This is a genomic window from Olsenella profusa F0195, from assembly GCF_000468755.1.
Classification (GTDB): Bacteria; Actinomycetota; Coriobacteriia; order Coriobacteriales; family Atopobiaceae; genus Olsenella_F; species Olsenella_F profusa.
Genome location: NZ_AWEZ01000069.1, coordinates 134,350 through 150,020, shown reverse-complemented (window position 1 = coordinate 150,020; position 15,671 = coordinate 134,350). Strand labels below are relative to the sequence as shown.

13 protein-coding genes are annotated in these 15,671 nt (G+C 63.3%); 4 read left to right on the top strand and 9 right to left on the bottom strand.

The genetic code is table 11. From position 1 onward, the window contains the following. The 3 genes from HMPREF1316_RS12090 to HMPREF1316_RS12085 form a co-directional block, all read left to right on the top strand. Window positions 1-710 (top strand): ATP-binding protein (locus tag HMPREF1316_RS12090; protein ID WP_021727301.1); only part of this gene is annotated, 710 nt, incomplete at its 5' end. A gap of 192 nt (window positions 711-902) precedes the next feature. Then, window positions 903-1,064, top strand: a complete 162-nt coding sequence (locus HMPREF1316_RS13885) for a helix-turn-helix domain-containing protein (RefSeq protein WP_021727219.1) — start codon at window positions 903-905, stop codon at window positions 1,062-1,064. A 582-nt stretch (window positions 1,065-1,646) separates the two neighbouring features. After that, complete coding sequence (locus HMPREF1316_RS12085) at window positions 1,647-2,741, top strand: DNA cytosine methyltransferase (protein ID WP_040652467.1); 1,095 nt, start codon at window positions 1,647-1,649, stop codon at window positions 2,739-2,741. Here the strand turns inward: HMPREF1316_RS12085 and HMPREF1316_RS12080 are convergent. Both HMPREF1316_RS12080 and guaA read right to left on the bottom strand, forming a co-directional pair. Then, the gene (locus tag HMPREF1316_RS12080) at window positions 2,718-3,824 is read right to left on the bottom strand and encodes a restriction endonuclease, SacI family (RefSeq protein WP_021727173.1); all 1,107 of its coding nucleotides are present in this window, start codon (window positions 3,822-3,824) and stop codon (window positions 2,718-2,720) included. The two genes, HMPREF1316_RS12085 and HMPREF1316_RS12080, sit on opposite strands and share 24 nt — an antisense overlap. 320 nt (window positions 3,825-4,144) lie before the next feature. Beyond that, window positions 4,145-5,737 (bottom strand): glutamine-hydrolyzing GMP synthase, encoded by a 1,593-nt coding sequence (guaA, locus tag HMPREF1316_RS12075; RefSeq protein ID WP_021727225.1) that lies wholly within the window; start codon window positions 5,735-5,737, stop codon window positions 4,145-4,147. A gap of 554 nt (window positions 5,738-6,291) precedes the next feature. On the opposite strand from guaA, the gene HMPREF1316_RS12070 reads away from it, so the two are divergent. Further along, window positions 6,292-7,692 (top strand): LCP family protein, encoded by a 1,401-nt coding sequence (locus HMPREF1316_RS12070; RefSeq protein WP_040652540.1) that lies wholly within the window; start codon window positions 6,292-6,294, stop codon window positions 7,690-7,692. Between the two features lie 33 nt (window positions 7,693-7,725). Here the strand turns inward: HMPREF1316_RS12070 and ychF are convergent, their stop codons facing one another. The 7 genes from ychF to HMPREF1316_RS12035 all read right to left on the bottom strand — a co-directional run bounded on the left by ychF (window position 7,726) and on the right by HMPREF1316_RS12035 (window position 15,636). Beyond that, window positions 7,726-8,790 carry a redox-regulated ATPase YchF gene (ychF, locus tag HMPREF1316_RS12065; RefSeq protein ID WP_021727258.1) on the bottom strand — a complete coding sequence of 355 codons (1,065 nt, stop codon included), beginning with the start codon at window positions 8,788-8,790 and terminating at the stop codon, window positions 7,726-7,728. A gap of 39 nt (window positions 8,791-8,829) precedes the next feature. Further along, window positions 8,830-10,119 (bottom strand): 4Fe-4S binding protein, encoded by a 1,290-nt coding sequence (locus tag HMPREF1316_RS12060; RefSeq protein ID WP_021727172.1) that lies wholly within the window; start codon window positions 10,117-10,119, stop codon window positions 8,830-8,832. 56 nt (window positions 10,120-10,175) lie between these two features. Then, window positions 10,176-11,507 carry a pyrimidine-nucleoside phosphorylase gene (locus HMPREF1316_RS12055; RefSeq protein ID WP_021727268.1) on the bottom strand — a complete coding sequence of 444 codons (1,332 nt, stop codon included), beginning with the start codon at window positions 11,505-11,507 and terminating at the stop codon, window positions 10,176-10,178. Further along, on the bottom strand, window positions 11,504-11,950 hold the full coding sequence (locus HMPREF1316_RS12050) for a cytidine deaminase (protein WP_021727232.1): 447 nt from the start codon (window positions 11,948-11,950) through the stop codon (window positions 11,504-11,506). Before HMPREF1316_RS12050 ends, HMPREF1316_RS12055 begins: the two co-directional genes overlap by 4 nt. Before the next feature lie 74 nt (window positions 11,951-12,024). Further along, window positions 12,025-12,945, bottom strand: a complete 921-nt coding sequence (locus HMPREF1316_RS12045) for an ABC transporter permease (RefSeq protein WP_021727217.1) — start codon at window positions 12,943-12,945, stop codon at window positions 12,025-12,027. Next, window positions 12,938-14,110: an ABC transporter permease gene (locus HMPREF1316_RS12040; RefSeq protein WP_021727299.1), complete on the bottom strand. Its 1,173-nt coding sequence runs from the start codon at window positions 14,108-14,110 to the stop codon at window positions 12,938-12,940. The genes HMPREF1316_RS12045 and HMPREF1316_RS12040 overlap by 8 nt, the downstream gene beginning before the upstream one ends. Next, window positions 14,107-15,636 (bottom strand): ABC transporter ATP-binding protein, encoded by a 1,530-nt coding sequence (locus HMPREF1316_RS12035; RefSeq protein WP_021727221.1) that lies wholly within the window; start codon window positions 15,634-15,636, stop codon window positions 14,107-14,109. The genes HMPREF1316_RS12040 and HMPREF1316_RS12035 overlap by 4 nt, the downstream gene beginning before the upstream one ends. Window positions 15,637-15,671: the final 35 nt, after the last annotated feature.

The following is a 15,671-nucleotide window of genomic DNA, read 5'->3' as shown; positions in this document are numbered from 1 at the left end:
CTAAACACACCGCCGGCAGGAGATGCCCGCCCGCCAGGGCAGCGCCTCAAGGGTGGGCCGGCAGGGGCGCACCTCGCCAGGCCGAGCGCCTCGCGGGCTACCTCGAGGCAGAGTGCCAAAGCAGGGACGCCCCCAGGCGCGCGAGCCTCCTGGGAAGGTGTGCGCCTCCCCAGCCCAAGGCCCTCGACGGCCACGGATGGGGCCAGACAGGCTGGCCCGGGGGGTTCGATATGGACGACCTCGTCTCCCTCTCCTTTCTGGGCGACCACGAGGACCTGGTGCCTATGGGGGGCGTCGGTGCTGGCAGGACCCATATGGCAGAGGCCCCGTGCGCGCTCTGCTGCCAGGACGCCCGTCCCGCCCGCTTCCTCGCCGCGTCGTCTCTGGTGACGGGGCCCGGGCGCGCCCGCGACGACGCAAGGCCCGGCCGCGAGCTCGCCCAGATCGGGAAGGCCGAGCCCCTGGTCACAGGCGGGCTGGGCTTCCTGCCGCTGGACGCCGACGGGGCGCGGCTGCCGTTCCAGGTGGTCTCGCAGGCCTACGAGGCGCAGTCGGTCGTTCTCACGACCAACCCCGGGTTCTCGGGGTGGGGCGCGGTCTTCGGCGACGACCAGATGGCAGCGGCCGTGATCGGCCGCGTGGTCCACCACGGCAGGCTCTTGCAGTTCAAAGGTGAGTCCCACCGCGTAAGACATCCACTCATGCAGTAGAAGAAGTGCTCAAAAAAGCCGCTCAAGGCACATATGCAAAGTGCCCAAAAACTGCTGCCCACTCTGCTCAAATCATCTTGACAGAACACAATATCGGATAATGGTTCCGAAAGTCGCGAGAATGCCGGGGCGGAGATACTGGGGTCTGCCGCCCCCTCGACATCCGAGGCGAGCGACCTGCCCGACGGCCTCATGGACGCGCCGCAGGTCGCCAACTACCTGCACGTATCGAAGACGTCGGTCTACAGGCCCATCGAGCGGCAGAAGATTCCCGCCATAAGGATCGGGAGACTGCTGCGCGTCAGGAAAGACGAGCTAGACGAGACGCTCCGCGCCATGGGCAACGACATCTGATCGGGAATCCCATGGCTGCGCGCCCCCTTGCGAGAGAAACTCGCCACATCGCCACAACCCCAGGGCTCGACGCCCCCTCGCGCTCGCCTCGCCGCCTGCCGTCCCGCGCTGATTGCGGGGAGGACGTAAGGCGAGCAACCGAAGGGGTGATTCGGCAATGACAGCAGCCAAACAGACCAAGCTGCAGGTTCCTCTCAAGGACTTCTAAACCATCCAGGACGTGGTAGCGCTCATACAAGTGAGCGAGAACACAGTACGCGACCTCGCGTACCGGGAACTGGACCCCCCGCCGTTCAGACGGCTCTTCGCGTCCGTACAGCAAGTGGCCTAATTGGTCCGTACACGTCCCCATAGACACTTGCTTTCGTCCGCCGCTTGCTACCCCGGCGCGGCATGGAGGGAGTCTCCCAGCAGGTCGGCTCCCTCCGCTCAAAACGCCGCGCACGAGGGAGCCCCCGTAACCCCTAGCAAAACGATGATGTCCGCGCGGTGGGATACCATTACCACACACGCGGGGAGCACATGTTTGTAGAATTGTCCTATCTTCAGAATTCCGCCTACAGGCTCAGGAAGGGAGTACGTATGCCAAATAGCACGCGTCTCAGCGGCATCTCTCTCTTCTCTGGAGCAGGTGGCATGGATATCGGCTTCACATCTGCAGGTATCATTCCCGTTTTTGCAAATGAGCTTGATGAAGATGCCGTACAAGCCTATACGTCCAATCCCTCCTACCTCGACCCGTCGGTAATGCATCCCGGAGATATCTATGGTCTCCTTGAGGAGGTTGAGGGGTTTTCGAACGTCGACGTCGTCTATGGCGGCCCACCTTGTCAAGGCTTCTCCGTTGCCGGAAAGATGAATCCCGATGACGAGAGGAGCCGTCTCATCTGGGTCTTCATGGACGTTATCCGTAGGACCCGGCCGAAGATGTTCGTTATGGAAAATGTGAAGGCTCTCGGTTCGCTCTCCAAGTGGAGTGACGTACGCAAGAGACTGGTCAGCGAAGCAAATGACCTTGGATACGGCAATTCCTTCTTTATCCTCAACGCAGCAAACTATGGCGTCCCGCAAGCACGGGAGAGGTTCTTCTTCATCGGTATAAGAGGTGCATCTTCCGATTCCGTAAGATCACATATGGAAAGGTCTCTTGAGGCGAGACTGACCCCGGGAAAGACGGTGCGCGAAGCCCTGAGTTTCCTTCCTCGATTCGGCATGCCAGGGAATTGTGAGGGGAGCACTGCAGAGCTTCATCTCGCGAAGAATCCGATACTTCGCAGAAGCCCCTATGATGGCTCGCTTCTCTTCAACGGGCGCGGACGCCCCATGCGACTCGATGTGGTCGCCAAGACGCTCCCGGCTCAGATGGGCGGAAACCACACGCCCATCATCGACCAATCCCTGCTTGAAAACCCCTTAGGCTTCGACTGGGTTGCTGACTATCACGACAGGCTCTTGGCAGGTTCAACTACCCCACAGGAGGCTGAGGGGAACATCCCGCCAACACTGAGAAGGCTCAGCATCGCAGAGGCCGCGGCTCTCCAGACGTTCCCTGCCGACTATCGCTTCTCAGGCAAGAGGAACAAACGGTATCGACAGATTGGGAATGCCGTACCTTGTGAACTCGCCCGCACCGTGGCCGAAGCAGCAATCGAATCACTTGTGAATCTCGTTGATTAGGTTACGCAGTAGCTGTCTCGCTGGATTGGCCGTCTCGGTGCCGACCTTGGCATCGTCGATGTAGGCAATCAGCGATTTGCGAAGGTCATCGAGTGGTACGCTCGTGAGCGAAAGCAGCGTCGAATCCAATAGTGACTCGAACGACAAGCACACCGCAATTACCCCTCGGTCCGCAAAGTCCGAGTAGTCCTTCTCGGTAAACACCTGTCCAGGAGCCCCCGCCTTGTAGCCGTAGACAAACGCAAACCGACTCCATCCATCGTCAAACGCAGAGTTAGCGTATTCGTATACCTCATGAGGATTGAAGGGCTTGTCCTTAATCTCGAGAGTGGCAAACCGTTCAGTAGCGTAGTAAAGGTCGAGATCGCCATGCCCTGAACAAGAAGTATTAATCTGATACAGAACCGGGACAAAAACCTCGTCGAGCGCCATCTTGAGTAGCGTTCCCACAGCAAGGCCCAATCCCTCGCCCTCTCTTCCAATTTGAGCTAGCTCTCTCCAGAATTGCCTGGTCCTTGCGCATGAGACAATGTCTCCGGAAAGCTCTGGGAGAGGCTCCTCCTTTACAATTTGGGCTATCTGCCCTTTGCAGACATACAAGTAGTAGCGGATAGCCGCAATCGCATCCTCGGAGGAATCAATCGTAGACAGCGCGTCAATCAGCTCGTCTCTTAGGGCAATGTCGCTTGGTCGCGTGTGGTTGCTCTTGCTAAGCTCGGGTTTTTGGGCCGGGGAGCTATTGTACGGCTGCTTGCTTCTGCCAAGAATGCCCAGAAGGACATTCTTCTCGAATCCGCCCCGCGTAATGACCCCCTCGCAGAGATTGCGGGCATCCCAGGCTCCGGGGAGTACGCTCGACGCTTTCATGGCAAGGATGTTGACTTTATCATCGACGGCCTTACCAAGAAGCTGGGTCAGCAGGATGTACTTGTACGTCTTTGCCCTGTCGTATACCAACACGTGGTCAATGCACTTTGAAATAAGGCACTCTGGGGGCGAGCCGAGCATAAATACCTCGTCCCAAAGATCATTGAGAAGCGTATTCCCCTTGCTAACAAATTCCTGATTCACTGTGATGCTCATGCTCGCCTCACTCCCCTCCCAAATCCGTTTTGCAGTAGAGTCGATTCTACTGCTCGGGCAGAGGCTTTGACCTGCATGAGTACCATTTGAGTACCAACCGTTCTCTCGCTAGACCAATTCGAGGCTCCCGTGAGTACCAGTCGCGATTCCGCTGATCTCACTTCTATAGCCTGAACTGGTCTTTATTCGACACGCCAGAGCCAATTGAGCCAACCGTCCCTCCACTGGCTTGCAGGTTCACAAACGCAAAAAACGGTGCACCTGGTAGACCACAGCCAACCAAGCACACCGTAAAATCAACCTCACGATAAAGTGCTGAACTATTCCCACTCGATCGTCGCGGGCGGCTTGGGCGTGATGTCGTAGACCACGCGGTTGACGCCCGCGACCTCGCCCACGATGCGCCCGCTGATGCGCCCGAGCACCTCGTAGGGCAGCTTCGCCCAGTCCGCCGTCATGGCGTCGCTCGACTCCACGGCGCGCACGATGACCGGCCGCGCGTACGTGCGCTCGTCGCCCATCACGCCCACGCTCCTGATGTCGGGCAGCACGGCGAAGTACTGCCAGCAGGAGTGCTCGCTGTTGCGCTCGCCCGTCTCCTCGAAGAGACGCTCGTTGTACGCGTCCAGCTCCTCGCGCACGATGGCGTCCGCCTCGCGCAGGATGTCCAGCTTCTTGGGCGTCACGCCGCCGATGATGCGGATGGCCAGGCCCGGCCCCGGGAAGGGTTGGCGATACACCATCCTGTCCGGAAGGCCCAGGCTCACGCCCAGCTCGCGGACCTCGTCCTTGAAGAAGTGGTCCAGCGGCTCGATGAGGTCGAAGTGCACGCCCTCTGGGAAGGGAATCAGGTTGTGGTGGCTCTTTATGGTCGAGGCCTTTCCGCCCGTCTTGCGCGCGCCGCTCTCGATGATGTCCGGATAGATGGTGCCCTGTGCCAGCATCTGCACGTCGCCGATCCTCTGTGCCTCCTCGAAGAAGACCTTCCAGAACTCGCCTCCGATGAGGCGCCTCTTCTGCTCGGGGTCGCTCACGCCGGCAAGCAGCCGCGCATAGCGCTCCTCCGCATGCACATGCACCAGCGGCACGTGGAACTGCTCGCGAAAGACCTCCTCCACCATCTCGGGCTCGCCCTTGCGAAGCAGCCCGTGGTTCACGAAGACGCAGGTGAGCTGGTCGCCGACGGCGCGATGCACCAACGCCGCCACCACGGAGGAGTCCACGCCACCCGAGAGCGCGAGGATGACCTTCCGCTCCCCCACCTGCCTGCGGATCTCGGCAACCTTCTGCTCCACGATGCTGTCCATGGTCCACCTGGGCGCAAGGCCGGCCACGTCAAACAGGAAGTGCTCGAGCATGGTGCGACCGTACTCGGTGTGGCGCACCTCGGGGTGGAACTGCGTGGCATAGAGACCCCGCTCCGGGCACTCCATGGCCGCGATGGGGCACACGTCCGTCGTCGCCGTAATCGTAAATCCCTCAGGCACCTGGCTCACGGCATCGCGGTGGCTCATCCACACGATCTGTTCCTCGGGCGTCCCATCCAGGATGCGCGAGACGCCCCGACGACGCAGCGTCGCCGGACCATACTCGCCCTTGTCGGTGTGTCCCACCGCACCCCCCAGCGCGGTGGCCATGATCTGCTGGCCATAGCAGAAGCCAAAGACGGGAACGCCCAGTCTCAGCACGCCAGGATCGATCGTAGGGGCATCCTCGGCATACACGGACGCGGGGCCTCCAGAGAGGATGATGGCCGAGGGGCGCAGGGCGGCAAGCTCCCCGGCAGGAATGTCGCAGGGAACGATCTCGGAGTACACATGCAGGTCGCGGACGCGTCGTGCGATGAGCTGCCCGTATTGGGCACCAAAATCGAGCACGGCAACAAGCTGCTGAGTCCCCTGGTTCTGCTGCATGGAAGGTCCCTTTCCGTCATGCGCTGGCATACGATTCATCGCTCCTATCATGCCATTTCGCACCGCCATTGCAGGGCGGAAGCGACACAGAGAGATGCTTTGTTCATCGGGCGTGGAGGGATGCCCGCCCTCGACCTCCTGTGGACGACCGGCCCCTCCGTGTGGATGCGATGCTCCCTCATGTGGGTGCTCTTCGCTGCGTGTGGGTGTCTTTCTCCCAAAGTCATTTTCTCTGAACTGGGGATCTGTCGATCCCTCCCGGGAGAAAAGCACCCACAGCAATCAAAGGGCGCCCACACGCAAGCGAATGGCACCCACACGCAAGGACGAACGGGCATGGGCCTGGGAGACGGGCCGACACGGTCGACGGACGGCGCCGCATCGGCAAGCTTCATGCCAGCTCAGGTGGGCCCCAATATGAACTTCGTGCGGTGTGGGGCGGACACCTCTATCATATGCATGTTAGGTATGACATAAGCAGTTTCGGATTCTGCCAGCTTGGCGTTCACGGAGGTAGCCTCTTGGCACGCACCGAAAAGAGTTTCACGCACCTCATGGATGATGCGCATTCCCTGTCGCGTCGAAGTGCCCTGTCAGGATCGCACTATGCGCGCAAGCGCCGCAAGGCAGTCCACGGTCGCATCGTACGTAATGCTGCCATCGCACTTGCCGTGCTGGTCGTCGTGATTGCCGCGGGCGCCTTTGCCTGGCTCCACGCCATCAACTCCAACCTCAACGAGGGCATCGACGACAACCTCAAGAGCACCCTCACCCCCACGGAGAGTGGGCAGCCCTTCTACATGCTGCTCCTAGGCGTGGACAAGGACGAGGAGCGCGCGGACAGCGCCGACTACGGCGCGGATGATGGCGCCTATCGCTCGGACTCCATCATGCTCGTTCGCATCGACCCGCAGAACAAGAAGGTCACGTTGGTCTCCATCCACCGCGACACGGCCGTCACCATGGACTCGTATGGCACGCAGAAGATCAATGCCGCCTACTCCTTCGGTGGGCCCAGCTACGCCACGAAGGTCATATCGAACTTTGCGGGCGTCAACATCTCGCACTATGCCGAAGTGGACATGGACGGCATGGCCAAGGTGGTGGATGCCGTGGGCGGTGTGACCGTCGATCTGGGCGTCCCCGTCAAGGATCCCAACTACACCGGTCTCGACCTCCCCGCAGGCGAACAAACCCTCGACGGCGCCACGGCCACCCTGCTCTGCCGCGCACGCCACGCCTACGACAACTACGGAGACGGTGATGCCTACCGCGCCAAGAACCAGCGTGCCGTCATCACCGCCGTGGCCCAGAAGGTCCTCGCAAGCGACCCTGCCACCATGGCCAACACCGTATCCGCCATGGCCGAGATGGTTCACACCGACATGGACGTGAGCTCCATCGTCTCGCTCGCCGCCCAGTTCAAAGGCATGGACACCGACAAGGACATCATGAGCGGCATGGAGCCCACGACCTCGCACTACACCAACAACACGTGGTACGAGATCTGCGACACGACCGCGTGGAAGACCATGATGCAGCGTGTTGACCAGGGACTGCCCCCCTATGAGAATGGCAGCGAGGATCCCACGGCAGGCGTCGCCGCCTCATCGAGCGATGAGGCGGCCCAGTACGAGAACACGGAGTCCACCAGCTCGGGCAGCGAGACGACCGCAACGTATACGGGAACCGTACAGGTGCTCAACGCCACGACCACGAATGGCGCCGCCGCCACGGTGGCAGGTCGGCTCACCCAAAGGGGCTTTACGGCCACGCCGGGCAGCTTGGGACGGACGTCCACGACCACCAAGATCATCTATAACGGTCAGAAGGGCCATGCGGCCGCCCTCGGCGTCGCCGAGACCCTGGGCGGCACCATAACGCCTGAGGAAAACGATGGCACCTACAACACATCAAGCGACGTCATCGTCATCTTGGGAACGGACACGTACTGAGGGAGAATCCGGCACGGATGGGCAGGGGCGCCCCTACACGTTGAACAGGAACTCCATCACGTCACCCTCCTGGACCACGTAGTCCTTGCCCTCCATGCGCAGCTTGCCCGCCTCACGAGCGCCGGCCTCGCCGCCCAGGGTGACGTAGTCCTCGTAGCTGATGGTGTTCACCTTGATGAAGCCACGCTCGAAGTCAGAGTGGATCGTACCGGCCGCCTCGGGCGCCTTGGCGCCGATGCGTATGGTCCACGCCCGCACCTCCTTGGGGCCGGCCGTAAAGAAGCTCTGCAGCCCCAGCAGGCGATAGGCCGCCTGGGCCAGCGTCTCTAGGCCGCTCCTCCTAAGGCCAAGGGATGCCAGGTACTCCGTGGCCTCATCGGCGTCGAGGTCCGCAAGCTCGGCCTCCACCTCGGCGCAGATGGGAATCGGCGCTTGCCCGTCCAGCGGCGCGGGAGTCCCGGCCACCTTGTCCTCATCCACGTTGGCCACATAGAGCAGGGGCTTCATGGTGAGCAGGAAGAGGTCGTGCGCAGCGGCGCGCTCCCCGTCCGTCATGTCCAGCTCGGCCGCACGATGGCCCTCGTTGAGCCACCCCTGCAGGCGCTTGGCAATGGCAAGGCGCGGCTGGAGTCCCCTGTCACGCTTGGCATCCCTCTCGAGCTTGGACACAGAGCGCTCGAGCGAACCGAGGTCGGCCAGGATGAGCTCGGTCTGGATGGTGTCCGCATCGGCATCGGGGTCGACGCGCCCATCCACGTGCACCACGTCGGGATTGGAGAAGTAGCGCACCACCTCGCAGATGGCATCGCAGCTGCGGATGTTGGCGAGGAACTGGTTGCCCAGGCCCTCCCCCTCGTTGGCACCCCTCACCAGACCGGCGATATCCACGAACTCGACGGTTGCTGGGACGATACGCGCGGGATGCACGATGTCGGCCAGCCTCTGTAGCCGGTCGTCCGGCACGTCCACGATGCCCACGTTGGGATCGATGGTCGCAAAGGGATAGTTGGCCGCCAGGCCACCCCTCTTGGTGAGGGCCGTGAAGAGGGTCGACTTGCCCACGTTGGGGAGGCCCACGATGCCGATGGAAAGTGCCACGTTCTCATCTCCGTCTGTCCAAGGACGTCTCGCATCCCGTTAGCTCGCCCTGCCCTCCAGGCTATCGAGCACGCGCCGCGCCTGCCTCTTGCCCGTGCGCGCAGCCTTCTGAAGGGCCGCCCGCCGCCGCTCGGCCTCGCGCCTCCTGCGCTCGGCATCCTCGTCGCGCACCACCAGCTCGCTCGGGTCGCAGGGATGCAGGGCGAGCGCGTCCTCCGGACACACCACCACGCATGCCCCACAGTTGACGCAGTAGGCCGCCTGCACGGAGAAGTGCCCATGAGCATCCAGGTCGCAGGCGTTGGTGGGGCACTCCCTAGCACAGTCCCCGCACATGGTGCAGCGCGTGGCGTCACAGGCGGGGACCTCGAGGCGCATGCGACCCGCGAGGGCGGGATGGTTCTGCACCATGCCCAGCACGGCCTTGCGCTTCTGCGTGAGGATGCGACGACGGCTGGCAAAGGTCTTGTCGCCCACCGCCTGCTCAAGGTGGCGCTGCATCCTGTAGAGCTGGTCAGCATGGTTCCTGATGCGCTTGGCGATGGCCTGTGCGCCCGAGAGCGCGGGGCTTGCCGCCGACACGGTCGTACGACCGGCACGGGCGATGTCGGCCATGAGCTGGGCCCGCTTGTAGGCGCGGGTCTGCTCGTGATTGAGCGCGCTGGCATCCACCTCGAGGCCGACGGAAGCCTGCGACCACTCCTCCGCCGTCGCGATCTCGGTGGTGTAGGCCTCCTCGCCCGTGGTGTTGCGGCAGCGGTCACAGATGCCCAGCGGTAGGTACACGTTCACGTTGTCGTGATCCGCGAGCACCGAGAACCACAGCTCGCGCGGTACATCGCCCACACAGGGCAGCACGACCTCGTTGTCGCGGGGCATGCGCCCGAGCCTGCCCAGGGCACGCGTGCAGGTGACATAGCACTGCTCATGTGAGCCGGCGGCGCGCACGATCCGCTCGAAGAGCTGGTTGGCCATCACCCTCTGCACGATGAACGACTCTGTGGGACACGTCATCACGCAGAGGCCGCATTTGCGGCAGGTGTCCCCCACGCGAACGGTGGCCTTCTGGATGTCGATGGCATCCACCGGACAGATGTCCTGGCACCGGTGGCAGGCATCATAGGACCGCTCCTCGCTCACGAGCGAATGGGCCGTGCACTGCAGGCAGAAGATGGAGTTGACGCGGGGCCTCTCCTTGTAGGAGGAGGGGTCGAAGCGCTCCTGGTTGGGATCGAGGACGTCGCCGATGCTCCCCAAGGGGTGAGAGACGGACGACCAGTTGTCACGGATGTCGATGAGGTCATCTATCATGTCATGCCGCTCGGCCATGCCCCTCCTCTCCCCAGGTCCAATCGAGCGCCCATTCTAGCACGCGCGCCCCTGCGCTACGCCCCGGCACGCCTCACACCATCGATCGTCACGCGCGCGAGGAAGAGGGGGACGGGCCGAGGTTGCTCCGCACGGATGTCGAATGCCGCACGCAACGCGTGCTCACCCTCGTCGAGCAGCCGGTCGTTGGCGGCATAGAGCGTTGCCAGCACATCGCCCTCCTCCACGACGGCACCGGTCTTTGCAGAGAGCACGATGCCGGCGGAGTGGTCGATGGTATCATCCTTGGTGGCACGCCCCGCTCCCAGCGCCACCGAGGCGAGGCCACAGCGCTCCGTGTCCATGGCATAGAGATAGCCGCTTTTGGTGGCACGCACCTCACGGCTCGCGCGAGGCCGGGCGAGCCGTCCGAAGGCATCATCCAGAAGGGACGCATCGCCACCCTGGGCAGCCACCATCTCCTTGAGCTTGTGGAAGCCCTGACCATTGTCGATCTGGTTGCGCGCGAAGCCACGACAGCCCTCTATGGTACCCAGCCCCGCGAGGAAGAGCATGTTGGCGGCAAGCTCCACGCAGATATCCGTCAGATCGCGCGGCCCCTCACCCTTGAGGGTGGCCACGGCCTCGGCCACCTCGAGGGCGTTGCCGATGCAGGTGCCCAGGGGACGACCCATGTCCGTGATGAGGGCAACGGTGGGCCTGCCCATGCCCTCTCCGATGGCGACCATCTCACGGGCGAGGGCGATGGCGTCATCCACGGTCTTCATGAAGGCACCGGAACCACATTTGACGTCCAGCAGGATCCTGTCGGATCCCGCCGCGATCTTCTTGCTCATGATGGAGGATGCGATGAGCGGCGTGCTGTCCACGGTGGCCGTAACGTCGCGCAGGGCATAGATCTTCTTGTCCGCAGGTACGAGGTTGCCGGTCTGGCCGATGATGGCGCAGCCCACCTCGCTCACGATGCGCTCGAAGCGCGTGCGGCTGATGTTCACGGAGAGGCCCGGGATGCTCTCGAGCTTGTCCAGCGTGCCCCCGGTATATCCCAGCCCCCGCCCGCTCATCTTGGCGACCCTCACGCCCAACGAGGCCACGATGGGTGCCACCACCAGCGAGGTCTTGTCACCAACGCCACCGGTGGAATGCTTGTCCACCTTGATGCCGGGGATGCTCGAGAGGTCGATGACGTCCCCGGAGGCAAGCATGGCGCGCGTGAGGTCAACCGTCTCGCGCTGCGTCATCCCCTGGAAGTAGATGGCCATGCAGAGCGCCGAAGCCTGATAGTCGGGAACGTCTCCGGCCACGTAGCCCTTGACGAAGAAGCGAATCTCCTCACCGGAGAGCTCGCCGCCGTTGCGCTTCCTCTCTATGACATCGTACATCCTCATGAGACAGTCCCCTCCTCCTCAAACGCCTGCCGCAGGTCCTGGGGGCCAAAACCGTCCGGCAGCATGTCCTTCAGGAGCATGACCCTCAGGTCGTCCGGCGAGCGTCCCAAAATCACGCGAAACGTCTCGGGATCGCAGAACTCCTGCATCACCTGACGGCACACGCCGCAGGGGGCACACCAGCGAGTCGCGGGACGCCCGGCGGCACCACCCACGACGGCGATGGCCACGAAGTCGGTGCTGCCCTCGCTCACGGCCTTGAAGAAGGCCGTCCGCTCGGCACAGTTGGTGGGCGTATAGGCCGCGTTCTCGATGTTGCAGCCATGCCAGATGGCCCCCTGGGCGTCCAACAGCGCCGCGCCCACCGAGAAGCGCGAATACGGCACGTAGGCATGATCGCGCGCCCTGAGTGCCTCCTGAACCAGTTGGGCATCGCTTGCCACGCTGTCACCCCCCCCTCATGACGGATGCGCCCCACCCCAGCCGCGGTGCACATGACTTGCTGGCATTGTAGGGCTTAGCGACTCCCCTTGATGTAGGGGACGCCGTCGGCCCGGGGGGCCACGGACTTGCCCACAAAGAGCACGAGCACGATGATGGTCATCGCGTAGGGCAGCATGGCCAGGATCGTGCTGGGCACTGGAACGATCCCACCGCCCAGCACGATGGCCAACGCCTGCGTGAGGCCAAAGAGCAGGCAGGCACCATAGGCGCCCTGGGGCTTCCACTGGCCGAAGATCACCGCTGCCAGCGCGATGAAGCCCTGGCCGCTGATGGACGTTTGCTGGAACTGCGAGACGATGGCCAGCGTGACGCAGGCCCCGCCCAAGCCGGCGAGGATGCCGGACACGATGACGCACCCATAGCGGATGCGGGTCACGCTGATACCCAGCGTGTCCGCGGCGGCGGGGTGCTCGCCCACAGAGCGGATGCGCAGCCCCCACTTGGTCTTGTAGAGCACGAACCACAGGATGACCGTGGCAATGAGCCCCAGGAGCACCGTAACGTCCACATTGAGGTTGGCCCAGGGCGTGCCTGCAAAGGCGTTGTCACCAAAGAGCTTGGGGAGCGTCGCATAGGGCGGCGTCATGGCCGCGCCGTCAAAGAAGCGACGGCAGAAGAAGATGGCCAGGCCGGGTGCCAGCAGGTTGATGGCCACGCCCGAGACGGTCTGGTCGGCATTGAACGTGACGGATGCCAGGGCATGCAGCGTGGCGATGAGACCGCCCGCGACGCCTGCCGCCAGAAAGCCCAGCCAGGGATTGCCCGAGAAGTAGGAGGCGCAGCCACCCGTGAAGGCACCCACCATCATCATGCCCTCGACGCCGATGTTGACGACGCCGGAGCGCTCGGATATGACGCCCGAGAGTGCCCCAAAGACGAGTGGGGTGGAGTACATGAGCGTGATGCCCACGAGCACCAGGATGCCGTTAAGCATGGTCCGCCTCCTTGCCGTCGGCCCCGCCCGTGGCAGCGGCGCGCTCCCTGTTGGCCTCGCGGCGCCTGAGCCAGTCGGCAATCATGGGCACGACCTGCGCGAGCGCCATCATGAACACGATGGTGCCGATCATGATGTTGATGATGTCGGACGGGGCGCCCATGACCTGCTGCACGCTCTGGCCACCGTAGATGAGCCCTGCGAACAGGAAGCCGGCGGGAATGCAGCCGATGGGGTTGGTGCCCGCTATGAAGGCCACCGAGAGACCGTTGAAGCCGTTGTTCTCGAAGGCCGCGAGCGTAGCGATGCCATGCGGCTCGGTACCCGTGATGGCGAGGGCACCGGCGAGCCCGCAGAGCGCACCGGAGATGAGCATGCAGAGCACGATGTTCTTGCTCACGTTGATGCCCGCGAACTGGGCGGCATCGCGGTTGAGGCCCACGGCGCGCATCTCATAGCCCACCTTGGTGCGCGTGAGCAGGTAGGCGATGAGGATGGCGCAGGCGATGGCCACCAGGATGCCCACGTTCATGTCGGTTCTCACGAGCATGTCATAGAGCCAAGGCACGTTCCTGAGCGTTGCCATGCCCTGCTCGGAAAGCTTCCAGTTGGGCAGGATCATCGTGTAGCCCGAGGGGTTGATGGGAAGGCTGCCCGTGGAGTTGGGCTGGTGCAGCAGGGAGCTGTTGGCCGCAAAGTTGCAGGCGTAGAGGCTGATCCAGTTGAACATGATGCTGGTGATGACCTCGCTGATGCCGAAGCGCGCCTTGAGCCAGCCCACGAGGGCGCCCAGGCCGGCCCCCGCCGCCGTGCCGGCAAGCACCACGAGAGGGACCTCCAACACCGCCGGAAGGTCGACCAGAACGCCCACGGTGACGGCACAGATGGTGCCCGCGATGTACTGGCCCTCGGCGCCGATGTTGAAGAGCCCCGTCTTGAAGGCGAAGGCCACGGCGACACCCGTGAAGATGAGGGGCGTCGCCTTGATGATCACGTTGGCGATGTACTTGGGCTTGCTGAACACGCCGTTGAACAGCGCGGCAAACGACGGGCCCGGGGCATAGCCCGCAGCCGCGAGCACGAGGGCCGCCACGATGAAGCCCACGACGATGGCGAGGATGGATGCGGTGATGGGCCTCCTCAGGACCTTGATGAGCCTGCTCACTTGGCACCACCCCCCGCCATGAGCAGGCCAACCTGCTTCTCGGTCACGCTGCCCTGCTCGAAGGTGCCCACGATCTGGCCGTCATGGATGACGGCGATGGTGTCCGAGACGTCCATGACCTCGTCGAGCTCGAGCGACACGAGCAGGATGGCCGTGCCGCGGTCGCGCTCGCGGATGAGCGCCTTGTGCACGAACTCGATGGCACCCACATCCAGACCGCGCGTTGGCTGGAAGGCCATGAGCAGATCGGGCTCGTTGGAGACCTCACGGGCGATGATGACCTTCTGTTGGTTGCCGCCCGAGAGGCCGGCGGCCACCTGGTCCTCGCAGCCGGCGGGACGGATGTCGTACTCCTCGATGAGGCCCCGCGCGAAGGTCCGCACCGCGGCGAGGTCGAGCCGCGCACCGCGGCCAAACTCGTCCTCGTCGTGGCGCTCGAGCACCAAGTTCTCCGCAACGGTGAAGGGCAGCACGAGGCCCCAGCGCTGGCGGTCGGCCGGAATGGTCGAGACGCCCGCGTCGATGGTGGTACGGGGGTCCTTGTTCTCGATCCTCGTACCCTTGACCTCGATGGTGCCCGACTCCACCTTCGCGAGGTTCTCGATGGCATCCACGAGCTGCTGCTGCCCATTGCCGTCGATGCCTGCGATGCCCACGATCTCGCCGGCGCGCACGCCTAGGCTGAGCCCCTTGACGGCCGGTATGCCACGCTCGTCGTTCACGTGCAGGTCGCTGATGGAGAGCACGAACTCGCCTGGCTTGGCGGGCGTCTTCTCAACCGTGAGGCTGACATGGCGCCCCACCATCTTGGAGGCAAGCTCCTCCTCGGTGGTCTCAGAGACGTCCACGGTGCCCATGTACACGCCGCGGCGAATGATGGTGCACGCGTCCGCGGAGGCCATGATCTCCTTGAGCTTGTGGGTGATGATGATGATCGTCTTGCCCTTGTCGACGAGGTCGCGCATGATGCGCACCAGCTGCTCGATCTCCTGCGGGGTGAGCACGGCGGTGGGCTCGTCGAGGATGAGCGTGTCCGCACCCCGGTAGAGGGCCTTGAGGATCTCCACGCGCTGCTGCATGCCAACGGTGATGTCCTCTATCTTGGCGTCGGGATCGACGGCGAGGCCGTACTCCCTGATGATGCGCTCGACCTCCTGGCGTGCCTTCCTGACATCGAGGACGCCCAGGCCCCTCACCACCTCGTCACCCAGCATGATGTTCTCGGTGACGGTGAAGTTCTCCACCAACATGAAGTGCTGGTGGACCATGCCGATGCCGTGCGCGATGGCGTCTGCCGGCCCCTTGATGTCGACCCGCTCGCCATTGAGGTAGCACTCACCCTCGTCTGCCTGGTAAAGACCATACAGGACGTTCATGAGCGTGGACTTTCCCGCGCCGTTCTCTCCCAGGATGGCATGGATGGTCCGCTTCCTGACGTCGAGATCAACCCCATCAAGGGCGCGGAACGTGCCGAATGCCTTGACGATGCCGTGCATCTGCACGGCGTAGTCGGGACTGACTTCCATGACCCTCTTTCCCTCTGCTCGCAGGTGTGACGCGG